We start from the raw sequence: 20,909 nt of genomic DNA, 5'->3' as shown, positions 1-20,909 counted from the left end.
ATGAAACTATTCTTAAAACATCATTTATTTAGAATACTGACCTTATCAAGGTTTTTGAGCTCAAGTGGAGCTTATATTTATAATCTGGTATTTATCGTTTATGCTGCGAGTCTCCCCTTTAAAAATATAGCTGTATTTATGGCGAATATGATTACGATTTTACCTTTCCTATTTACTTTTTATGTTGGGATTAAGGCGGATCATACTCGGAATAAAGCAGGGACAATTATTTGGGTTGGTTGTGTGCAAAGTCTACTATTTCTTTTGATTGCTAGTGTGATTCATGATCAGAACTTCGTAACGTTTGCTGTTATCTGTATGGTTAATATCTGTTCGGATATTTTATCAGATTATACAGCAGGCCTTCGTATGCCGATTATCCAGCATAATATTTCGGAAGATAAGCTCTATGAAGCTTATTCCTTTACTCAGTTTGTTTCCTATTTATCAAATCTAGGAGGTCAAGCCTTAGGATTATGGTTACTCACAACAAGCCACCAAAATTTTTCTTTTGTTGCAATTGTGAATGCTGGCTTCTTTTTACTATCTTCTCTTATTTTGTTCAAAAATAGAAGAGAATTGACGTATTTGTCTGTAACGGTAGAGAATGAGCCTATTAGTTTACTCCAACAAGTTAAGGCAATCTATGCGGACATGGATGATATCTTTAGGCAGAGAGAAAGTAAATCATTGTTTAAAATTATTCTTGTCATTTTGGTAATGAATACTTTGGGAGGAGCTGTTGGAGGTATCTATCACTTTTACTTATTAGACCATACTATCTATCATCTCAGCTATGCTCAATCCCTATTTTTAATTGAATGTGTTAGCTTGGGAGGAGCTATTCTTGGTAGCCTAACTCCCCATGATTATTTTGGGAAATTGTCGTTTTCAAGTTTGCTATCGCTCAATGCAAGTCTGTTTGTATTACTTGCTACTGCTAATATTTTAGATTTTTCTCCTCTAGTAGGTGTTGTTTGCTTAGCCTTTGTCATGTATTTGATGTCGAAATCAATGCCTAAATTAGATACTCTGTTACTGTCTAATTTGAGTGCGGATGTATTAGCTAGAAGTAATAATCTCTTGAGTATGATTTTTTCCCTAACATTACCCTTGGGGATGTCTGTATTTTCCTTCTTAGCTTTACAAGATATCAGGCTTTGTTGGTGGGTGTTTTTGGTAGTGAGTGTGATAGGGTTGATTTTATCACTAGAAAAAAGAAGTTTTTCAGGTAAAAAAGTTTAACCTAGGCAAATCAGGCTTACTAGAAGGTCTTCCAGATTTGATCCGTGTGACGACTGTAACCTTGATTTCACTAGTCGGTGAAACAGCTATGGCCGGTGCAGTTGGAGCTGGTGGTATCGGTAACGTAGCCATCGCTTATGGATTTAACCGCTACAATCACGATGTGACTATTTTGGCAACTATTATTATCATTTTGATTATCTTTAAATTCATACTCAATGAAAATCNNCAGTTACATATACCTACGGCAAGGTGACGTTGACGTGGTTTGAAGAGATTTTCGAAGAGTATCAATTCTTGGGAGACTTCTTAACTAAGTCTTGAGCCATAAATAAAAAAGAGCCGCCTGGCTCTTTTTAACTAATCAGATTTTCTGTGCAAATTTTTTACTCAAGGCTTGTCCAATCAAGGCACCCACTAGGGCTCCGATGACAATACTTGCGATAAATAGAAGGACAGTTCCAGGGTTTGGCGCAACCATGATACGGTCGATATATTCTTGCGATTTTCCTCTTGCTAGAAGGGTTGCCATATAGGCTTGGGGTGCAATCCACATGAGTAAGATTGGTCCTGCTGTGCTAAAGGCAAAGAGTATGAAAGAAAGGAAATTCTTAGTTTGGTCCTTGTATTTTCCGAGGTTAGCTACTCCATCTGCTAGGAGACCACAGATAATTCCAGGAAGGAAGGCACCAGCACCGTGTTTAGTTCCCAAGAAAAAGAGAGCAATAACAAGGCCGATAGTGGTAATGGCTCCAAAGCGCGGAACTTTTGCGATTAGAATCATATAGACGCCACCGCCGACAAGGGCAGTAAAAGCAGGCGCATAAAACATGTTTCCAGTTTGGTCAAAGAGATTGCCCAAAAGAACACCAATCCCCATGCAGAGGAAGTAAAGAACTGCAAAAAGCAGTGTAGTTAAGATAGATTTTTTCATGAATTGTCTCCTGATCATTTTCTCACAATTCTCATTGTACCACGGTTTGCTGGGATTGTAAATGGATACTAGAAGTTTTTGAAAACGCTTGAAATATGATATAATGGTTTCATAGTTATTTTTAGGAGGGTATCATGGGGAGATTTTTAGACTTTGTCTTTAATCGTTTCTTTTTAGGGATGATTGCGACAGCCTTCTTTTGGCTATTAACCTTGGCAGGAGGAATTATCCTTGGTCTAGCGCCGGCTAGTGCCACCTTGATGAGCTTGTATGCAGAACATGGTTATAGCTTTCGGGAATACAGTTTGAAGGAGGCGTGGTCTCTTTATAAGCAAAATTTCGTCTCAAGCAACCTGATTTTCTATAGCTTTTTAGGAGTGGATTTAGTTTTGGTCTATGGCCTGTATCTCTTGGTGCAATTGCCTCATCAGACCATCGTTCATTTGATTGCGACCTTTTTGAATGTCCTAGTAGTTGCCCTGCTCTTTTTAGCCTATACAGTATCTTTGAAATTACAAGTTTATTTTGACTTGTCTTATCGAAATAGTCTCAAACTATCCTTGATTGGCATCTTTATGAGTCTAGCAACTGTGGCCAAGGTTCTCCTTGGGACCGTGCTACTTGTGGCAATTGGTTACTATATGCCTGCCCTACTTTTCTTTGTAGGAATTGGGATATGGCATTTCTTTATCAGTGATATGTTGGAACCGGTCTATGAAAGTATCCATGAAAAATTGGCGAAAAAGTAGGATGAAGCAGTTTTGGCTACATACGCTTCTGAGAACCTACAGTTCAGTGATGATCATTATTATTGCGAGTTTTGCAATCTTACTCTCTTACGCTGACTGGGATTCACGGGAAAAGGAAGCCCAGAGAGTAGCCCAGCGTGTAACTGCTAGAACAGTGAGTGAAATTGAATATTACCATAGAGAGTCAACCCAGATAGCTCAGGCTTTAGTTGAAAATCAAGCTCGTATTGAGGGAATCTATAAATACTTTAGCCTTAGCATGCCAGACTATTTTTACTGGCAATTAGAGCGGAAAGCTTCGCCTTATGTATCAGTCTCTCTGCATGAAAATGTTGATGACCTCTATGTTCGAAATGATTTTGTAACTGGAGTGGCCATTGCTTTTCAAGATTACAAGGAAGTCTATGTTTCTACTAAAGACAAACGTAGTGGAGAAAAAATCAGGGCTGAGGATTTCAAATCAGCAGGAAATAGTTTTGCCATTCCGGTGTCAGATCCAGTGTCAGATCAAGATTTAGGAGTGATTTACATCTCCTTGGATCCTGCTGTTTTATACCATGCCATTGATAATACTAGAGGTCATACTCCGATGGCAGTAACAGTGACCTCACCTTTTGATACGGAGATTTTTAATATTGGTGAGACAGTTGATAAGGAGAGTGAAAATTGGCTAGTTGGCTTAACTTCTCATGGTTATCAGGTTCAGGTGGCAGTTCCCAAAAACTTTGTTTTACAAGGAACAGTGACTAGCTCTGCTTTGATTGTGAGCTTGAGCCTTCTCTTTATTGTCATTCTTTATCTGACTTTGAGGCAGACCTTTGCTAACTACCAAAAGCAGGTAGTGGATTTAGTAGAATCCATTCAAGTTATTGCTCAAGGCGAAGAGGGGCGTCGGATTGACATTTCCGAAAAAGATCAGGAATTACTCCTAATCGCGGAGACGACCAATGATATGTTGGATCGATTGGAAAAGAATATCCATGATATTTACCAGTTAGAGCTTAGTCAAAAAGATGCCAATATGCGAGCCCTGCAGGCGCAAATCAATCCTCATTTTATGTATAATACGCTGGAATTCTTGCGCATGTACGCAGTCATGCAAAGTCAAGATGAGTTGGCAGATATCATTTATGAGTTCAGTAGTCTCTTGCGTAACAATATTTCTGACGAAAGAGAAACTCTTCTAAAACAGGAATTAGAATTTTGCCGTAAATATAGTTATCTTTGCATGGTTCGCTATCCTAAATCTATTGCCTATGGTTTCAAGATAGACCCAGAGTTAGAGAATATGAAGATTCCCAAGTTTACCTTGCAACCGCTGGTAGAAAACTATTTCGCGCATGGTGTTGACCACAGACGGACAGATAATGTGATTAGCATCAAGGCGCTTAAACAGGATGGTTTTGTAGAAATTTTGGTGGTCGATAATGGCCGTGGAATGTCGGTTGAAAAACTGACAAGTATTCGAGAAAAATTAAGTCAGAGACATTTTGAACACCAAGCCAGTTACAGTGATCAAAAGCAATCTATCGGGATTGTCAATGTCCATGAGCGTTTTGTACTCTATTTTGGGGACCGCTATGCCATTACGATAGAGTCTGCGGAGCAAGCAGGTGTTCAGTATCGTATTACAATTCAAGATGAGTAGAAAGGGAGAAAATGTATAAAGTATTATTAGTAGATGATGAGTACATGGTGACAGAAGGTCTGAAACGTTTGATTCCCTTTGATAAGTGGGATATGGAGGTCGTCGCAACAGCCAGTCATGCCGATGAAGCTCTAGAATATGTTCAGAACAATCCCGTCGATGTCATCATTTCAGATGTCAATATGCCCGACAAAACAGGGCTTGATATGATTCGGGAGATGAAAGAAATCTTACCAGATGCTGCCTATATCCTACTTTCAGGTTATCAGGAGTTTGATTATGTCAAAAGAGCTATGAACCTTAGTGTAGTGGACTATTTGGTCAAACCTGTTGATAAGGTAGAGTTGGGAAATCTGCTGGAGAAGATTGCAGGTCAGCTCGGCGAGAGAGGGAAGAAAAGTCAGACTCTTAGTCAAGAATTAGACGAGGCTGGATTTGTTAGTTATTTAGGGGATAAGGAGAATTGGTGGATAGGCCTATCCAAGGAAAAACAAGGCTCTTTCACCATTCCCTACTATGTCTTGGGCCAAGACTGGCAGATTTTCATTTCTGACCAACCCCTAGATGGCTTAGTTGTTACACCTTTTGAAGCTCCTTATCAAGAACACTTTGAACGCTGGAAGCTGAATGCTGAGAAAACCCTCTTTTACGGTTCTGTAAATTTGCAGCAGTATGAGAGTCTCTTTGCCTATTACGAACCGATTTATAGGGTTATCATTCAGGGAAATCTCAATCAAATCGTAGAAGAGTTAAATCTCTTGGAGAAGGTAGTTCTTGAAAATACACCGCGTGTTCCGATTACTAAACAGCTTTTTATTCAGTTTGTCATGGATGTCTTTCACTTGTTTGAACATCTCAAAGCTGATGACCTGACAGACATCGTCAAAACCATTCATGCTATTCAATCCTTCGATGAATTGGTTTCTTATATCAAGGAAACTCTGACCAGCTTTTTCGGTCAATACCGTATGAATGAAAATGTGGTCAGTGTGCTGGAAGTCATTGGTCGTGATTACCAAAAAGAGCTTTCCCTCAAGGATATCAGTAAGGCTCTCTTTATCAATCCTGTCTATCTAGGGCAGTTGATTAAGCGAGAAACCGATTCGACCTTTGCAGAGTTACTAAACAAACAACGTATTAAGGCTGCCCAGCAGCTCTTGCTTTCAACCAGTGACAGTATCGAAGATATTTGTTATGCTGTTGGTTACAGTAACCTTGGATATTTCTATAAAGTGTTCCGAAAATTGTGCGGAAAATCGCCAAAAGCTTACCGAAAACAGGTAGAAACGATACTATAAGATTTGTATTCCTTTGCAAAAAGTGCTATAATATGAATAATATTATCAGGAGGTTCTATTATGAAAAAGAAACCAATTTATCTATGGGTCTTGCTAATCTTGTCTGCCCTTATTTCAGCTATGTCTCTGTTTGGAATGTTGAGTCCCTTACCTAGCAAAGAAGCCCTTCGTGCCGCTCAGAAACAAGTTGCAGGGGTCAGTGCTCAGCAATTAGAAGACAACATCAATTACAGCTATAGAGTAGCAGAATCAACTCATTCTATTTTTAATATGGCCTTGATTGTGCTATCTGCTATTTTAGTGGTTGTAGCGATTGTCTTCCTTATTCGTAAGAATTTGCAGTATGCAAATTATACTTATGTCGGCTATGTTTTGCTAGCCATTATTGGTTCGATTTATGGCTATGTTGGTTTACAGGACGCTGTGCAGTTAGTTCACGATGAAACCATGCGTTTAGGGATAAGTGTTATTTCACAAGCCGTTAGCATTCTCTCTATCGTCATCAATATTCTCTTCCTAGCCCTTGTCTTCTACAAGATATGGCGTCAACAAAAAGCCTTGGCTGAAGAAGAGGAAACAGAAGATCTTGCCTAAGTATTGACAAAAAAGAACTATCAAGTTACAATCTTGGTAGTTATTTTTCGATTATAGATAAAATCATGGAGGTACATATGAAGACAATTTCTTTAGTTTATATCAGTTTGAGTGGCAACACTGAAAGTTTTGTGACGCGCCTGAAAGACTATCTCTTGTCCCAGTACAAAGGGATTGAGGTTCAAAAGATTCATATCAAGGATTTGGTCAAGGAAGGTCACGATTTCTATGAAATGGACCATCCCTATGTCGCTTTTTTGCCGACCTATCTCGAAGGTGGGAATGGTGTGGATAACGGAGATGTCGAGATTTTGACGACACCAGTGGGAGATTTTATCGCCTATGGTTACAATGCTAGTAAGTGTTTTGGTGTGGTTGGTTCAGGAAATCGTAACTTTAATAACCAATACTGCCTGACAGCCAAGCAATACAGTCAACGTTTTGGTTTCCCTGTATTGGCTGATTTTGAAATGCGAGGCATGCTGGAAGATATCAAACGTGTCGCAGCTATTATCGCAGATTTGTATGAGTTGGAAAGGGAGAATTAAAATCAATATAAGAGGCGTTTGGGATTTTTCAACTGTTTTTTGAGTATAAACAGTCTTTGAGAACGCAAAAAAGCATAAGTTCAGGTCTTCGAAACCTTGTTCTTATGCTTTTTATCATAGAAATATTTGCTGAATTTTCTCTTGAAATGAAACCTTATCTTCATCTCGCGCTTTGTCGATTATCCTGCTTTTCCGATTGCGAGTGCGTAGATAAAGAAGATGGCGAAGCCAAAGAGGAAAATCAATCCCGCAATGGCAAGGTGTTTGAGCCAAGAAGGAAGATTTTTGTTTTCACGTGTTACCAAGGCGTAATTCAAAAGAGCAAAGAAAGGTGTTGTCAGGAAAGAGCCAATCATGGCAAAGCGGAGCATGGTTGAAACCTGACCAGCGAAGAACTTGATAATGATGATACCGATGATAGCAGTGATGGTCATCCAGATGTTCAAAGATTTACGATTGTCCTCTTTTTGACTGATTAGCAGTCGGAGAGATTCCTGATTAACGCGAGAATAGCCATCGATAACAGTGATAACTGTTCCAAAGATACAGAGGAAGGCAATAAAAGTAATCAAGTAACGGGACCATTCGCCAAGAACAGAGGCATACATGCCCACGAATTGAGAGATGTATTTGACTGAAGCAGCTTCAACCGCCTGCCCTGTAGGATACTGAATCAGTGCTCCCAGTGCTACAAAGAAGACGGCTAGGATAGCTGTTCCAATATAACCAGTGTTAAAGTCAAACAGAGCATCTTCTGTGTTAAAGTTGACGGTCTTTCTCTTTTCAGCTGACCAAAGCGAATTGATAGCTGAAATTTCAATAGGAGCCGGCATCCATCCTAGGAGGGAGACGATGAAGGGCAGAGCTGCCATTTGCCAAGGTGTCTTCTCGACAAAATCAGAACTGTATTCTGGATGCTTGACCGCTGCGATGATAACTGCAAGAACAGTTGCAATGGTTAAGGCAGACATAATCCATTTGACCATGCCGTCTAAAAGTTTGTAGCCTCCAAAGAGTAGCATAGCCCAAATGATTGCAACGAGAATGAGGGACCACTGAGTAATGCTAAGTCCAATCATTGGGAAGGCACTGGCGATGATAGCTGAGCACAGAATGGCAACACCAGCCGTGTTGACCATAGCCGAAAAGACATTGAGGATAAAGAAAATCCAGAGATAGAGTTTTCCTTTTTTGGCATAACCTTCAACCAAAGTCTTTCCAGTATCAGCTGTGTATTCAGCACCAAAACGGAAAAATGGATATTTAAAGACATTGGCTAAGATGACCAAGAGAAGTAGAGACCAACCGTAAGAACCGCCAGCTTGAGTTGAGGATACAATGTGGGAACCTCCAACAGCGGCAGTTGCCATTAGGATTCCAGGTCCCATTGCTTTTAGCTTGCTTGCCCAGGTTGATTGATTTAAGGAAATAGCTTGTGACATGATAGATGCTCCTTTTTGAATTTTCAGAATAATCTGGATATGTAATCTATATTCTACAAAAAACTTTGGGAAAATGCAAGAATATTTTGAAAAAAGATAGAAAATTACAGAAAATTCACAAAGAAGATCTGAAAATAACTGTTATGATAGCAAGGTAAAGAAAAACCGAGAAGTTTCTTTCTCGGATTTGCTTATTATGAGATCCTTACTTTCTATGCTCCAAGAGTTGATTGATGTGGTCTACTTTTTTAGCCTCTCTTTTATAAAGAATAGCCCAGATGATGAGGTAGACAATCGCAAACTCGATAATGAGCTGGAGATAGAAGAACCAGTGGAAAGGGAACCAACCTGCCAGAGTTGCCAGTGGGATAAAGCCAGCCAGCATGAGGAAGAAATGGGAAAGCGTCGCACGAAGCATGCTCCAGTCACGGCTGAATAATCGTTTACCAAAGTTGAAGAGAATACCGATGGCTGCCCAGATAAGAGTACAGTAGAGCAAGACCAGGGCACCGTGAACCTGATGTTGAGTCATCACTTGGCCGATGAGAGAGTAGGGATTGAGCGGTGCGTAGGTATTTGGTGCATAAATGAGTGAAAAGAGGATAGAGAGGATGAGGCCGATAAGAACACCGGCGGCTGCGTCGTGAAATACTTGTTTTTTCATAGTTCTAATTTCTCCTTGATGGTTTTTAGATAACGGCGTGAAGAGTAGGTGAAGCTTTCGTTTTTCAAGAAAATTTCTACTAGGCCGTTGGGGGTGAGCTTGAGATGAGAGATGAAATCGATATTGATGATTTCTGATTGGGAAATTTGGATAAAATTGGTTGGCAGAATTTCAAGGACCTGATAGAGTCGTAAGTCAATGGTGTAGGTCTGACTCGCGGTTTCTGCTAGAACCTTCCGATTCTCGATATAGAAGCGTTGTATCTTGCCAATCTCAACTAGATAGACCTGATCATCGATTTTCCCTTTGATTTTTTCTCTTTGGTCCAGATTTTCTGCGAACTCGATGACTTTCTGGACTTTTTCGGTTTCTTGAGGTGCTTGGACAATCAGCTTTTCCTCCTCGTAAGTCTCACTAATCTGTAGTTCTACTTTCATAGTTTTCTCTCCTTTTCAGTTATACAAGGTTGTGATCACTTCCTGTATATCCTTATTAAACACTATTTTATAGCCCATGGCAAGGAACCTTGTCTATGTGGAGGGATTGGGCTCCTATGTGGCGCTTGCTTTTCTGTCCTTTCTGAAATATGGTATAATAGCACTATCAATTTCTAGGAAAATAGATACGGAAAGGGGCTGAAAGATGTCTCATATTATTGAATTGCCAGAGGTGCTGGCAAACCAGATTGCAGCTGGAGAGGTTATCGAGCGTCCAGCTAGCGTTGTTAAGGAGCTGGTAGAAAATGCCATTGATGCGGGCTCTAGTCAGATTATCATTGAGATTGAGGAAGCTGGTCTCAAGAAAATCCAAATCACAGATAATGGTCATGGAATTGCCCACGATGAGGTGGAGCTGGCTCTGCGTCGTCATGCGACTAGTAAGATAAAAAATCAAGCAGACCTCTTTCGGATTCGGACGCTTGGTTTTCGTGGTGAAGCCTTGCCTTCTATTGCGTCCGTCAGCGTTTTAACTCTTTTGACAGCAGTTGAGGGCGCAAGTCACGGAACCAAGCTCGTCGCGCGTGGGGGTGAAGTTGAGGAAGTCATCCCAGCGACTAGTCCTGTGGGAACCAAGGTTTGTGTGGAGGATCTCTTTTTCAACACGCCTGCCCGTCTCAAGTATATGAAGAGCCAGCAAGCAGAGTTGTCTCATATCATTGATATCGTCAACCGTCTGGGCTTGGCCCATCCTGAGATTTCTTTTAGCTTGATTAGTGATGGCAAGGAAATGACGCGGACAGCAGGGACTGGTCAATTGCGCCAAGCAATCGCAGGAATTTACGGTTTGGCGAGTGCCAAGAAGATGATTGAAATTGAGAACTCTGACCTAGATTTCGAAATTTCAGGTTTTGTGTCCTTGCCTGAGTTGACTCGGGCTAACCGCAATTATATCAGCCTCTTCATCAATGGCCGTTATATCAAGAACTTCCTGCTCAATCGTGCAATTCTTGACGGCTATGGCAGTAAGCTCATGGTGGGGCGTTTTCCGCTGGCTGTCATTCACATTGATATCGACCCTTATCTAGCGGATGTCAATGTGCATCCAACCAAGCAAGAGGTGCGGATTTCCAAGGAAAAAGAACTGATGACGTTGGTCTCAGAAGCTATTGCAAATAGTCTCAAGGAACAAACCTTGATTCCAGATGCCTTGGAAAATCTTGCCAAATCGACCGTGCGTAATCGTGAGAAGGTGGAGCAGACCATTCTCCCACTCAAAGAAAATACGCTCTACTATGAGAAAGCTGAGCCGACAATACCTAGTCAAGCTGAGGTGGCTGATTATCAGGTAGAATTGACTGATGAAGGGCAGGATTTGACCCTGTTTGCCAAGGAAACCTTGGACCGATTGACCAAGCCAGCAAAACTGCATTTTGCAGAGAGAAAGCCTGCTAACTACGACCAGCTAGACCATCCAGAGTTAGATCTTGCTAGCATCGATAAGGCTTATGACAAACTGGAGCGAGAAGAAGCATCCAGCTTCCCAGAGTTGGAGTTTTTCGGACAAATGCACGGGACTTATCTCTTTGCCCAAGGGCGAGATGGACTTTACATCATAGATCAGCACGCTGCTCAGGAACGGGTCAAGTACGAGGAGTACCGTGAAAGCATTGGCAATGTTGACCAGAGCCAGCAGCAACTCCTAGTGCCCTATATCTTTGAATTTCCTGCGGATGATGCCCTGCGTCTCAAGGAAAGAATGCCTCTCTTAGAGGAAGTGGGCGTCTTTCTAGCAGAGTACGGAGAAAATCAATTTATTCTACGTGAACATCCTATTTGGATGGCAGAAGAAGAGATTGAATCAGGCATCTATGAGATGTGCGACATGCTCCTTTTGACCAAGGAAGTTTCTATCAAGAAATACCGAGCAGAGCTGGCTATCATGATGTCTTGCAAGCGATCTATCAAGGCCAATTATCGTATTGATGATCATTCAGCTAGACAACTCCTCTATCAGCTTTCTCAATGTGACAATCCCTATAACTGTCCTCACGGACGTCCTGTTTTGGTGCATTTTACCAAGTCGGATATGGAAAAGATGTTCCGACGTATTCAGGAAAATCACACCAGTCTCCGTGAGTTGGGGAAATATTAAAAGTATAAAAAAGTCTGGGAAAAATGTTCAAAATCAGAAAAACGCATAAAATCAGGTGTTCAAAAACCTTGATTTTATGCGTTTTATCATAGAAATATTTACTTCATTTTTTCCTAATTCTTTTCGAAAATCTCTTCAAACCATGTCAGTTTTATCAGTAATCTCAAAACAGTGTTTTGAGCTAATTTTGCTAGTTTTGTCTGTAACATCGAAGTTGTGTTTTACCACTCTGCGACTGGTTTCCTAGTTTGCTCTATGATTTTCACAGAGTATTAAATTGCGATTTTGCCAAGTTTCTTTATTCGTCTAAAAGTAGAGTCTGTTCTATGCGTCTAATGTACGAATTAGGTTGACCATTTCAATAGCGCCTTGTGCACACTCAGAACCCTTATTTCCTGCTTTAGTGCCAGCTCGTTCTATGGCTTGTTCAATTGTATCTGTCGTTAGCACACCAAACATAACTGGGATTTCGCTATTTAAACTGATTTGGGCGATTCCCTTAGATACCTCGCTACATACATAATCATAATGACTTGTATTCCCTCTAATGACAGCTCCCAAGCAGATAATTGCATCATATTTTTTACTTTTTGCCATTTTTGATGCAATCAGAGGTATTTCAAAAGCTCCTGGAACCCAGGCTACCTCGATATCTTTCTCGTTTACATTCTCTCTTTTGAGATTATCCAGTGCTCCAGATAATAATTTTGAAGTTATAAATTCATTAAATCTCGCTACAACAATACCGATTTTAATATCGTTCGCTACTAAATTACCTTCATAAGTGTTCATTTATTTTTCCTCCATATTTAAAATGTGACCCATTCGATTTTTCTTTGTTTCTAAATAAAAACTATCGTAAGGATTGGCTTCTATTTCGATTGGTATTCTACTGGAAATGGTAATTCCATATTTTTCTAACTGTTCAACTTTGTCAGGATTATTTGTCAGTAAATGTAGTGACTGTAGTCCTAGGTCTTTAAGCATTTGTGCTCCAATATGATATTCTCTTAAATCACCTTCAAAGCCTAATGCAAGATTGGCATCAAGCGTATCCATGCCTTGATCTTGTAAATGATAGGCTTTTAATTTATTGATAAGTCCAATTCCTCGTCCCTCCTGTCGCAAGTAAAGTAAGACACCCGAACCATTCTCAACAATCATTTTCATAGCTTTATCGAATTGCTGTCCACAATCGCAACGTAAAGAGCCTAAAACATCTCCTGTTAAACATTCGGAGTGGACCCGACATAATACATTGGCTTCATCCTCTATGTTTCCCATAATAAGAGCAAGATGATGTTCCCCATTTAGTTTATCTATATAGCTAATTGCTTTGAAATTACCGTATCTAGTAGGCATATTGACAGTTGAAACTCGTTCTACCAGCTGATCATATACTTTTCTATATTCTTGTAATTCTTTGATGGTAATTAGTGGAATCTTGTGTTTCTTCGAGAACTGAATTAAATCATCTGTTCTCATCATTTTGCCATCATGATTCATTATTTCACAACATAGGCCACACTCTTTTAGTCCAGCTAATTTTAATAAATCAACAGTTGCTTCTGTGTGTCCATTTCTTTCTAGAACACCACCTTTTTTTGCAATTAAAGGAAACATGTGTCCTGGCCTGCGAAAATCAGAGGGTGTTATATCTTCAGCTACACACATACGTGCGGTCAGTCCTCTTTCCTCGGCAGAAATACCTGTGGTCGTTTCTTTATAATCAATTGAAACTGTAAAAGCAGTCTTATGATTATCTGTATTGTTTTCAACCATAGGTGAAAGCATTAATTGATTAGCTAAACTTTCGCTCATAGGCATACAAATTAATCCTTTGGCATAAGTAGCCATAAAATTAACATTTTCTGTTGTAGCTGCTTGTGCAGAACAAATTAAGTCTCCTTCATTTTCTCTATCCTTATCGTCTATAACAAGAACAAGTCGTCCCTTCTGCAATGCTTCTAATGCTTCTTGTATTTTTCGATATTCCATTGACTGATTATCCTTTCTGCTAAAATCCATTTTGATATAATAGTTCCTTAGATATTTCTGATTTTGGAGAATTATCCATCAGTTTTTGCACATATTTACCTAAGATATCATTTTCAAGATTTACTGTACTCCCGACTTGTTTACTCTTAAGAATGGTTTGTTCCAAGGTATGAGGGATAACAGATACTGAAAAGTTTACTTTGGAGACTTTAGCGACAGTCAGACTAATGCCGTCAATTGTAATAGATCCTTTTTCAACTATTAAATCTAAAATTTCTTTTTGTGTGTTGATTTGATACCATACAGCATTATCATCTTTTTTTATTGACGAGATTTTTCCTGTACCATCAATGTGTCCTGTAACGACGTGACCCCCAAGTCGACCGTTGACAGATAAGGCTCTTTCTAGATTCACCTCACTTCCATGTTTTAATAGAGTAAGAGCTGTTCGACTCCATGTTTCATTCATTACATCAACTGTAAAGGATTGATGATTGAAATGAGTAACTGTAAGACAGATACCATTTACTGCTATACTATCGCCTAAATGGATATCCGTTAATATTTTTGAGGCTTTAATTGATAGTTTACAATTACGAGAGTCTTTCTGTATTCTTTCAACTTTTCCGATTTCTTCAATTATTCCTGTGAACATGGATAAATCACTTCACTTTCTATGAGATAGTCATTTCCTATTTGAGAAAAAGCATAAGGTTTCAATCTAATAGCGTCATTTGGCAAAGAAATGCCTTCACCTCCGACAGGAAACTTGGCACTGCCTCCAAAAATTTTTGGTGCAATATATATTTTCAGCTCATCAACAATTTGTTGTTCCAAAGCACTCCAATTCATTAGACTGCCCCCTTCTAGAACTAGGCTATCAATCTGCATGTTTCCTAGATGTTGCATTAAACTCGATAAGTCTATATGATTGCCTTTTTTCTTTATGGAAAGTATTTCACAGCCATGATTTTGATATAGCTTCATTTTATTTTTGTCTTCAGAGGAAGTGGCAATGTAAGTTTTAATATCATTTGCTGTTTTTACGATTTTAGAGGTAAGAGGAGTTCGTAAATGTGTATCGCATATGATACGGATAGGATTTTTCCCTTCCTCCAATCTACATGTCAGCAAAGGATCGTCTTGAATAACAGTATTGACTCCCACCATAATTGCACTAACATGGTGTCGTAACTGATGCACATGCTTTCTTGCTTCTTCTTCAGTAATCCATTTGGATTGATTTGTTTTAGTGGCTATTTTTCCATCCATTGACATTGCATATTTCATAAAAACATAGGGTACATGCTGGGTAATATACTTTCTAAAACTTTTTATTAAGTTAAGACACTCATTTTCTAAAATTCCAACAGTAACTTGAAGATTATTTTCCTCAAGTATCTTTACTCCTTTTCCAGATACAATAGGATTACAGTCTAGGCTTCCAATGACTACTCTTGTAATACCACTATCGATTATAGCATCTATACAGGGAGGTGTTTTCCCGAAGTGACAACAGGGTTCAAGTGTTACATAAAGCGTCGCTCCGACAGGGGATTCTCTACAGTTTTTAAGAGCATTTCTCTCAGCATGTGGGCCACCAAAAAACTCATGATAACCTTGTCCGATGATGTGATTATCTTTTACAATAACTGCGCCGACCATAGGATTGGGATTGACGTAACCAGCCCCTTTTTGTGCCAGTTTTATTGCTAATTTCATATATTTTGAATCGCTCATCTCACTACCTCCAAAAAAAATATACCTTGAATAGGGGACTACTCAAGGCATACAAAAGAAAACTTATGCGATTAACAAAAATGCTCTGAAATGACAAGTAATCATTTCAGAGCACGCAAAAAGCACAAATATACTTTTATCTTCTTTCATCCAGACTATACTGTCGGCTTTGGAATTTCACCAAATCATGCCTTTCGGCTCGTGGGCTATACCACCGGTAGGGAATTGCACCCTGCCCTGAAGATAGTTATTCAATTACAGATGATTATAGTACTTAATTTTGAATATGTCAACAGATAAATACAGATTATTTTTGATATACTGTATTTGTGATAATCGATTCTCGCTCCTCGGATAAAGAAAATATGATATACTAGATAAACGAAATAAGAGAGAAGGAACACTATGTACGCATATTTAAAAGGAATCATTACCAAAATTACTGCCAAATACATTGTTCTTGAAACCAATGGTATTGGTTATATCCTGCATGTGGCCAATCCTTATGCCTATTCAGGTCAGGTTAATCAGGAGGCTCAGATTTATGTGCATCAGGTTGTTCGTGAGGACGCCCATTTGCTTTATGGATTTCGCTCAGAGGATGAGAAAAAGCTCTTTCTTAGTCTGATTTCGGTCTCTGGGATTGGTCCTGTATCAGCTCTTGCTATTATCGCTGCTGATGACAATGCTGGCTTGGTTCAAGCCATTGAAACTAAGAACATCACCTACTTGACCAAATTCCCTAAAATTGGCAAGAAAACAGCCCAGCAGATGGTGCTGGACTTGGAAGGCAAGGTAGTAGTTGCAGGAGATGACCTTCCTGCCAAGGTCGCAGTGCAAGCAAGTGCTGAAAACCAAGAATTGGAAGAAGCTATGGAAGCCATGTTGGCTCTGGGCTACAAGGCAACAGAGCTCAAGAAAATCAAGAAATTCTTTGAAGGAACGACAGATACAGCTGAGAACTATATCAAGTTGGCTCTTAAAATGTTGGTCAAATAGGAGCAGAGCATGACAAAACGTTGTTCGTGGGTCAAGATGACCAACTCGCTCTACATCGCCTATCATGATAAGGAGTGGGGCCAGCCCCTCCATGATGATCAAGCATTATTTGAGTTGTTGTGTATGGAGACCTATCAGGCAGGCCTGTCTTGGGAAACGGTGCTCAACAAACGCCAAGCTTTCCGAGAAGTCTTTCATGGCTATCAAATTCAAGCGGTCGCAGAGATGACAGACACCGAATTGGAAGCCATGCTGGAGAATCCAGCCATCATTCGAAATAGAGCCAAGATTTTTGCTACACGCGCTAACGCCCAAGCCTTTCTACGGTTACAGGCAGAATATGGCTCTTTTGATGCCTATCTTTGGTCCTTTGTTGATTGGAAAACTATTGTTAATGATGTTCCTGATTATCGCCAAGCCCCAGCTAAAACACCCTTATCTGAGAAATTAGCCAAAGATCTCAAAAAACGAGGCTTCAAGTTCACAGGCCCAGTCGCCGTATTGTCTTTTCTACAGGCTGCAGGGCTAGTTGATGATCACGAGAATGATTGTGAGTGGAAAGGTCTTAAATGATGTCTAACAAAAATAAGGAAATTCTGATTTTTGCGATTCTCTATACAGTCCTCTTTGTGTTTGATGGCGTTAAATTGCTGGCTTCTTTAATGCCATATGTCATTGCAAATTATCTTGTTTATGTAGTTTTAGCTTTATATGGCTCCTTCTTGTTTAAGGATAGATTGATCCAACAATGGAAGGAGATTAGAAAGACTAAAAGAAAATTCTTCTTGGGCGTCTTAACAGGATGGCTCTTTCTCATTCTGATGACTGTTGTCTTTGAATTTGTATCAGAGATGTTGAAGCAGTTTGTGGGACTAGATGGACAAGGTCTAAACCAGTCGAATATTCAAAGTGCCTTTCAAGAACAACCACTACTGATAGCTGTTTTTGCTTGTGTTATTGGACCTCTGGTAGAAGAATTAATTTTTCGTCAAACTCTATTGAGATATTTAAGAAAAAGTCTGCCAACTTGGCTGAGTATCTTTATAGTCGGATTTGCTTTTGCCTTAACTCATATGCACAGCTTGGATTTGTCCGAGTGGGTTGGTGCAGTCGGTTATCTAGGTGCTGGTCTTGCCCTTTCTATTATTTTTGTGAAAGAAAAGGAGAATATCTACTATCCCCTACTTGTTCACATGTTAAGCAACAGCCTCTCCTTAATCATTTTAGCTATCAGTATAGAGAAATGAAATAAGAACAGGACAAATCGATCAGGACAGTCAAATCGATTTCTAACAATGTTTTAGAAGTAGAGGTGTACTATTCTAGTTTCAATTTGCTGTAATATGTGATGAAAATGCCAGTAATGATACCGAGAAAAAAGCTGAGAAACTTTTCCCAGCTTTATTTGTTATAGTCAAAGCGAATGACTTGTTCCTGTGCATCTACATGAGCATGGACCCCAAAGGGTACAATTGCTCTTGGAGTTGCGTGGCCGACATTCAGATTATAGACAATCGGGATATTGCTGTCAATGATATCCAATAGTGCCTCTTTATAGTCATCATGGAAAGTTTCATCCATAGGTTTTCCGACCAAGAGTCCATTGATGACCGCGAATATGCCAGTGTCCTTTAAAGTTAGCAACATCTTTTTGAAGTCTTCTGTCTTAGGCTTTTCTTCGCTTGTTTCGAGCAAGAGGATTTTCCCTTCCCAGTCTGACAAGTCAGGGAAAAGTTTGTATTTTTGGCAGAGCTCCGTGCTATCTGCGTATCGAGAGTTGTCAAAGATATCGTAGAGGGATTCGAGGCAACCACCGAGGATTTTCCCCTCGAACTGGGCACTTCCTTGCAACAAGTCAAAACCTGTATTTGTATGACTGACACGAGGTGTTCCCAGGGCCGTGGGACTAAAATCAGTTCGTTCCTCATACCAAACGTCACTAGGGCGGATTTCTGAAATTCTTCCCGTCTCAATCAATTCTTTAAAGTAGTGAAGGCTATAGGCTAGCATTTCTTTGTCTAATTCACAAATGTCTGCTAAAAAGGATTGACCATAAAAAGTCTTGATTCCTAATTTATGCAACATGAGGTGGTTCATGGTTGTATCCGAGAAGCCAAGAAAAATTTTTTGTTTGATAACCTTTTGGAGTTGGTCATTTTCAAAAAGATAAGGTAGTAAGCGATATGTATCGTCTCCACCGATGGCACATAGGATCATATCGATGCTATCATCAGAAAAGGCATGAATCAAATCCTCTGCACGCGCTTCAGGATGGTCCTTGATAAAGTCTAATCCTTTTAACGAATGGGGCAAAAAGATAGGATTGAGTCCCAGATCCTTGAGACGTTGGATACCCAAGTCTACTTCGTGTTTGACAAAGTCCTCTCCGATAATGCCACTAGATAAACTAACAATACCAATAGTAGAAATCATATCTGATCCTCCTAGAAATAGATTGAGCCTATTTTATCACAAAATATAAGAGAAAGCTATGTGGGATTTCAGAAGAATACTTTTAATACTCTTCGAAAATCTCTTCAAACCACGTCAGTTTTATTTGCAACCTCAAAGCTGTGCTTTGAGCAACCTGCAGCTAGCTTCCTAGTTTGCTCTTTGATTTTCATTGAGTATGAGCCTATTTTATCACAAAAGATTAGATAGAGCTATGTGGATGTCAGAAGAATACTTTAAAATCAAAAAAGTAAGTGAAAAAGCAACCGCACCTGCAGTTGCTTTTATCGTTTTCTTATTCTTGATAGCGTGTTGGTCCTGCACTTGCGCTGCGGATATTCAAGCGTTTCTTGAGATAGAAGCGAAGGGCTAGGAGGGCTGCTCCGATAATAGCCAATGGCAATGGAGCCAGTACTGGGTTAAGGCTAGCTGGTAGGAAGCTTGTTGCAAAGAAGACAAGCAACCAAAGGAACATAGAAGCTAGGATAACTAGTACAGATTTCCAGAAAGGCGGGCGTTGACTGCGATCCATGTCTGGTCCATAATATTGGTAAACAAAGTAGTACATCAAGTAGAAGGCAAATCCACCAACCAGTCCAACTAATAAGAGAGTGACAAATCCATAGCCGAAAGCTTGATCTGCAGCAAAGAAAGTTGTGAGGGCGCTGACGAGGGCAAAGAGGCTAGTGATGAAAAGAGCTGAGTCCATAATCATGAGTTTTGGATCATCATTTTCTTTTGGATGCTCTTTTTCGTACTGCTCTTTGACAGTGAAGCTATGAGCCCAATGAGTTGGTGCGCCGTATAGGGAACGGGCAGTTGTACCTTTAGATTGCTCCTCAAGGATTTGGGGAATGACTTCCTCAAAAATAGTCTGGATTTCAGCGTCTGTTTTCCCATCTTTGATGAATTGTTGGGTAGCAATGTGGACAAACTCTTGGTTTTTCTTAGTTAATTTTTGTAGATCAATCTGAGACATAGGAACTCCTCTTAGAACCATTTTTTATGGATGAGATAGAGAGTGAGCGAGACACTCATAGCAAAGGCGATAAAGACGATTAACCAGAAGGCATTTGGCTCTCCGTTTAGGGGGATTTCATTATCCTTAAAGTTCATCCCGTAGGCAGAAAAGACCATGGTTGGGATGGACATGACGATGGTCACAAGAGCCAAGGTTTTCATGATGTTGTTCTGGTTGTTAGAAATGATAGAGGCGAAGGTCTCTGTCATAGAATGCAAGACGTTTCCATAAATGTCTGCCATCTCGATGGCCTGTTGGGTTTCAATCAGGGTGTCTTCAAGCAGGTCTTCGTCCTCAAGGTATTTCTTGATATTGCTGGTTGAACTGGTCAATTTCTTAATCACGCGCTCATTTGTTTTGAGGGAGGCTTTGAAATAGACGATAGTTTTTTCCAATTCCATGAGCTCAATCAATTCTTCATTACGAGTTGATTGATGCAGTTGACTTTCGATTTGTTCACTCTTACGGTCAATCGAACGAAGGGCTGTTAGGTAAAGTTCTGCATTGCGATAGAGAATCTGGAAGATAAAACGCGAACGCATGAAGGTATAGAAATTACGCAAACGACGGTTGATAAAGACATCAAGGACAGGTAGTGGTTCCAAACACGTAGTGATAATGGTTTCCTCAGTGATGATAATACCAAGCGGTATGGTTACGTAGTAGGTGCGGTTATTTCTTTCCTCCGTGACCGGCACGTCTACGATAATCAGGGTATACTCGTCTTCAATGGTAATACGAGACATTTCTTCCGCATCGAGCGGTGCTCGAAGGTCGGCAATATCAATATCGAAGGTGTTGGCGATTTCGAGTGATTCATTTTGAGTCGGATTAACGAGATTGATCCAAGTACCCGGTTCAAGCGTATCGATCTCTTTAAATTCAGTTGTTGTAGAGAGAAAAACTTGTTTCATATCCCTTATCCTTTCTCATTTTTCAGATTTTTTCACACCGTACTATTATACTACAAAATCGGCCTTTTGGGT

21 protein-coding genes, 1 pseudogene and 1 riboswitch are annotated in these 20,909 nt (G+C 39.9%); of the genes and pseudogenes, 11 read left to right on the top strand and 11 right to left on the bottom strand.

Annotated features, from left to right (window positions below; translation table 11 throughout):
- Entirely contained in the window at positions 1-1,245 is a 1,245-nt protein-coding gene (locus tag HT708_RS00210; RefSeq protein WP_172925828.1) for a transporter, read from the top strand.
- 22 nt (positions 1,246-1,267) lie between these two features.
- Positions 1,268-1,501 (top strand): annotated as a pseudogene (locus HT708_RS00205) (hypothetical protein); the annotation flags it as partial.
- 108 nt (positions 1,502-1,609) lie between these two features.
- Here HT708_RS00205 and HT708_RS00200 read toward each other — a convergent pair.
- On the bottom strand, positions 1,610-2,179 hold the full coding sequence (locus HT708_RS00200; protein ID WP_172925826.1) for an MptD family putative ECF transporter S component: 570 nt from the start codon (positions 2,177-2,179) through the stop codon (positions 1,610-1,612).
- Between the two features lie 134 nt (positions 2,180-2,313).
- Here HT708_RS00200 and HT708_RS00195 point away from each other — a divergent pair, with 134 nt between their 5' ends.
- The 5 genes from HT708_RS00195 to nrdI all read left to right on the top strand — a co-directional run bounded on the left by HT708_RS00195 (position 2,314) and on the right by nrdI (position 7,016).
- Positions 2,314-2,928, top strand: a complete 615-nt coding sequence (locus HT708_RS00195) for a YesL family protein (RefSeq protein WP_172925825.1) — start codon at positions 2,314-2,316, stop codon at positions 2,926-2,928.
- On the top strand, positions 2,906-4,576 hold the full coding sequence (locus HT708_RS00190) for a sensor histidine kinase (RefSeq protein ID WP_345889798.1): 1,671 nt from the start codon (positions 2,906-2,908) through the stop codon (positions 4,574-4,576). The genes HT708_RS00195 and HT708_RS00190 overlap by 23 nt, the downstream gene beginning before the upstream one ends.
- Before the next feature lie 11 nt (positions 4,577-4,587).
- Positions 4,588-5,874, top strand: coding sequence for a response regulator transcription factor (locus HT708_RS00185; RefSeq protein ID WP_172925824.1), 1,287 nt, complete (start codon positions 4,588-4,590; stop codon positions 5,872-5,874).
- A 60-nt stretch (positions 5,875-5,934) separates the two neighbouring features.
- Complete coding sequence (locus HT708_RS00180; protein WP_050356471.1) at positions 5,935-6,468, top strand: hypothetical protein; 534 nt, start codon at positions 5,935-5,937, stop codon at positions 6,466-6,468.
- 77 nt (positions 6,469-6,545) lie between these two features.
- On the top strand, positions 6,546-7,016 hold the full coding sequence (nrdI, locus tag HT708_RS00175) for a class Ib ribonucleoside-diphosphate reductase assembly flavoprotein NrdI (RefSeq protein ID WP_172925823.1): 471 nt from the start codon (positions 6,546-6,548) through the stop codon (positions 7,014-7,016).
- A 179-nt stretch (positions 7,017-7,195) separates the two neighbouring features.
- Here nrdI and HT708_RS00170 read toward each other — a convergent pair whose 3' ends face one another.
- The 3 genes from HT708_RS00170 to HT708_RS00160 form a co-directional block, all read right to left on the bottom strand.
- Positions 7,196-8,458, bottom strand: a complete 1,263-nt coding sequence (locus tag HT708_RS00170) for an NRAMP family divalent metal transporter (protein ID WP_172925822.1) — start codon at positions 8,456-8,458, stop codon at positions 7,196-7,198.
- Between the two features lie 205 nt (positions 8,459-8,663).
- On the bottom strand, positions 8,664-9,122 hold the full coding sequence (locus HT708_RS00165; protein ID WP_172925821.1) for a DUF3021 domain-containing protein: 459 nt from the start codon (positions 9,120-9,122) through the stop codon (positions 8,664-8,666).
- Positions 9,119-9,559 carry a LytTR family DNA-binding domain-containing protein gene (locus HT708_RS00160; RefSeq protein WP_172925820.1) on the bottom strand — a complete coding sequence of 147 codons (441 nt, stop codon included), beginning with the start codon at positions 9,557-9,559 and terminating at the stop codon, positions 9,119-9,121. The genes HT708_RS00165 and HT708_RS00160 overlap by 4 nt, the downstream gene beginning before the upstream one ends.
- A 205-nt stretch (positions 9,560-9,764) precedes the next feature.
- Between HT708_RS00160 and mutL the strand changes: the two genes are divergently transcribed.
- On the top strand, positions 9,765-11,714 hold the full coding sequence (mutL, locus tag HT708_RS00155) for a DNA mismatch repair endonuclease MutL (RefSeq protein ID WP_172925819.1): 1,950 nt from the start codon (positions 9,765-9,767) through the stop codon (positions 11,712-11,714).
- Between the two features lie 324 nt (positions 11,715-12,038).
- Here mutL and ribE (HT708_RS00150) read toward each other — a convergent pair whose 3' ends face one another.
- The 4 genes from ribE (HT708_RS00150) to ribD are packed head-to-tail and all read right to left on the bottom strand — an operon-like array spanning position 12,039 to position 15,452.
- A complete protein-coding gene (ribE, locus tag HT708_RS00150; RefSeq protein WP_001099497.1) occupies positions 12,039-12,506 on the bottom strand; it encodes a 6,7-dimethyl-8-ribityllumazine synthase in 468 nt (155 codons plus the stop codon).
- A complete protein-coding gene (locus tag HT708_RS00145) occupies positions 12,507-13,712 on the bottom strand; it encodes a bifunctional 3,4-dihydroxy-2-butanone-4-phosphate synthase/GTP cyclohydrolase II (protein ID WP_031222701.1) in 1,206 nt (401 codons plus the stop codon).
- A 19-nt stretch (positions 13,713-13,731) separates the two neighbouring features.
- On the bottom strand, positions 13,732-14,367 hold the full coding sequence (gene ribE / locus HT708_RS00140; protein ID WP_000493842.1) for a riboflavin synthase: 636 nt from the start codon (positions 14,365-14,367) through the stop codon (positions 13,732-13,734).
- Positions 14,352-15,452, bottom strand: coding sequence for a bifunctional diaminohydroxyphosphoribosylaminopyrimidine deaminase/5-amino-6-(5-phosphoribosylamino)uracil reductase RibD (ribD, locus tag HT708_RS00135; RefSeq protein WP_001284096.1), 1,101 nt, complete (start codon positions 15,450-15,452; stop codon positions 14,352-14,354). The genes ribE (HT708_RS00140) and ribD overlap by 16 nt, the downstream gene beginning before the upstream one ends.
- Before the next feature lie 134 nt (positions 15,453-15,586).
- Positions 15,587-15,701, bottom strand: a riboswitch (FMN riboswitch).
- 156 nt (positions 15,702-15,857) lie between these two features.
- Here ribD and ruvA point away from each other — a divergent pair.
- Genes ruvA through HT708_RS00120 form a run of 3 tightly spaced genes read left to right on the top strand, consistent with a single transcriptional unit; the run spans position 15,858 to position 17,698 of the window.
- On the top strand, positions 15,858-16,451 hold the full coding sequence (gene ruvA, locus HT708_RS00130; protein WP_016397224.1) for a Holliday junction branch migration protein RuvA: 594 nt from the start codon (positions 15,858-15,860) through the stop codon (positions 16,449-16,451).
- A 9-nt stretch (positions 16,452-16,460) separates the two neighbouring features.
- The gene (locus HT708_RS00125) at positions 16,461-17,024 is read left to right on the top strand and encodes a DNA-3-methyladenine glycosylase I (RefSeq protein ID WP_138705956.1); all 564 of its coding nucleotides are present in this window, start codon (positions 16,461-16,463) and stop codon (positions 17,022-17,024) included.
- A complete protein-coding gene (locus HT708_RS00120; protein ID WP_138705957.1) occupies positions 17,021-17,698 on the top strand; it encodes a type II CAAX endopeptidase family protein in 678 nt (225 codons plus the stop codon). The genes HT708_RS00125 and HT708_RS00120 overlap by 4 nt, the downstream gene beginning before the upstream one ends.
- 154 nt (positions 17,699-17,852) lie before the next feature.
- Here HT708_RS00120 and HT708_RS00115 read toward each other — a convergent pair whose 3' ends face one another.
- From HT708_RS00115 to HT708_RS00105, 3 genes are all read right to left on the bottom strand, one after another.
- Positions 17,853-18,884 carry a S66 peptidase family protein gene (locus HT708_RS00115; protein WP_138707690.1) on the bottom strand — a complete coding sequence of 344 codons (1,032 nt, stop codon included), beginning with the start codon at positions 18,882-18,884 and terminating at the stop codon, positions 17,853-17,855.
- Positions 18,885-19,197: 313 nt separating this feature from the next.
- Positions 19,198-19,881 (bottom strand): DUF1129 domain-containing protein, encoded by a 684-nt coding sequence (locus HT708_RS00110; RefSeq protein WP_138008194.1) that lies wholly within the window; start codon positions 19,879-19,881, stop codon positions 19,198-19,200.
- 11 nt (positions 19,882-19,892) lie between these two features.
- Positions 19,893-20,837: a magnesium transporter CorA family protein gene (locus tag HT708_RS00105; RefSeq protein WP_000815629.1), complete on the bottom strand. Its 945-nt coding sequence runs from the start codon at positions 20,835-20,837 to the stop codon at positions 19,893-19,895.
- Between the last annotated feature and the right edge of the window lie 72 nt (positions 20,838-20,909).

The organism is Streptococcus sp. 3613 (assembly GCF_013277375.1).
Taxonomy (GTDB): Bacteria; Bacillota; Bacilli; order Lactobacillales; family Streptococcaceae; genus Streptococcus; species Streptococcus pseudopneumoniae.
The sequence above is the reverse complement of the archived record's forward strand: the minus strand, read 5'-3'. Positions and strand labels throughout refer to the sequence as shown.

Bases quoted from the DNA above. Each gene is read 5' to 3' on its own strand.
- HT708_RS00210 (WP_172925828.1), top strand. From the start codon at position 1: ATGAAACTATTCTTAAAACATCATTTATTTAGAATACTGACCTTATCA.
- HT708_RS00200 (WP_172925826.1), bottom strand. From the start codon at position 2,179: ATGAAAAAATCTATCTTAACTACACTGCTTTTTGCAGTTCTTTACTTC.
- HT708_RS00195 (WP_172925825.1), top strand. From the start codon at position 2,314: ATGGGGAGATTTTTAGACTTTGTCTTTAATCGTTTCTTTTTAGGGATG.
- HT708_RS00190 (WP_345889798.1), top strand. From the start codon at position 2,906: ATGAAAAATTGGCGAAAAAGTAGGATGAAGCAGTTTTGGCTACATACG.
- HT708_RS00185 (WP_172925824.1), top strand. From the start codon at position 4,588: ATGTATAAAGTATTATTAGTAGATGATGAGTACATGGTGACAGAAGGT.
- HT708_RS00180 (WP_050356471.1), top strand. From the start codon at position 5,935: ATGAAAAAGAAACCAATTTATCTATGGGTCTTGCTAATCTTGTCTGCC.
- nrdI (WP_172925823.1), top strand. From the start codon at position 6,546: ATGAAGACAATTTCTTTAGTTTATATCAGTTTGAGTGGCAACACTGAA.
- HT708_RS00170 (WP_172925822.1), bottom strand. From the start codon at position 8,458: ATGTCACAAGCTATTTCCTTAAATCAATCAACCTGGGCAAGCAAGCTA.
- HT708_RS00165 (WP_172925821.1), bottom strand. From the start codon at position 9,122: ATGAAAAAACAAGTATTTCACGACGCAGCCGCCGGTGTTCTTATCGGC.
- HT708_RS00160 (WP_172925820.1), bottom strand. From the start codon at position 9,559: ATGAAAGTAGAACTACAGATTAGTGAGACTTACGAGGAGGAAAAGCTG.
- mutL (WP_172925819.1), top strand. From the start codon at position 9,765: ATGTCTCATATTATTGAATTGCCAGAGGTGCTGGCAAACCAGATTGCA.
- ribE (WP_001099497.1), bottom strand. From the start codon at position 12,506: ATGAACACTTATGAAGGTAATTTAGTAGCGAACGATATTAAAATCGGT.
- HT708_RS00145 (WP_031222701.1), bottom strand. From the start codon at position 13,712: ATGGAATATCGAAAAATACAAGAAGCATTAGAAGCATTGCAGAAGGGA.
- ribE (WP_000493842.1), bottom strand. From the start codon at position 14,367: ATGTTCACAGGAATAATTGAAGAAATCGGAAAAGTTGAAAGAATACAG.
- ribD (WP_001284096.1), bottom strand. From the start codon at position 15,452: ATGAGCGATTCAAAATATATGAAATTAGCAATAAAACTGGCACAAAAA.
- ruvA (WP_016397224.1), top strand. From the start codon at position 15,858: ATGTACGCATATTTAAAAGGAATCATTACCAAAATTACTGCCAAATAC.
- HT708_RS00125 (WP_138705956.1), top strand. From the start codon at position 16,461: ATGACAAAACGTTGTTCGTGGGTCAAGATGACCAACTCGCTCTACATC.
- HT708_RS00120 (WP_138705957.1), top strand. From the start codon at position 17,021: ATGATGTCTAACAAAAATAAGGAAATTCTGATTTTTGCGATTCTCTAT.
- HT708_RS00115 (WP_138707690.1), bottom strand. From the start codon at position 18,884: ATGATTTCTACTATTGGTATTGTTAGTTTATCTAGTGGCATTATCGGA.
- HT708_RS00110 (WP_138008194.1), bottom strand. From the start codon at position 19,881: ATGTCTCAGATTGATCTACAAAAATTAACTAAGAAAAACCAAGAGTTT.
- HT708_RS00105 (WP_000815629.1), bottom strand. From the start codon at position 20,837: ATGAAACAAGTTTTTCTCTCTACAACAACTGAATTTAAAGAGATCGAT.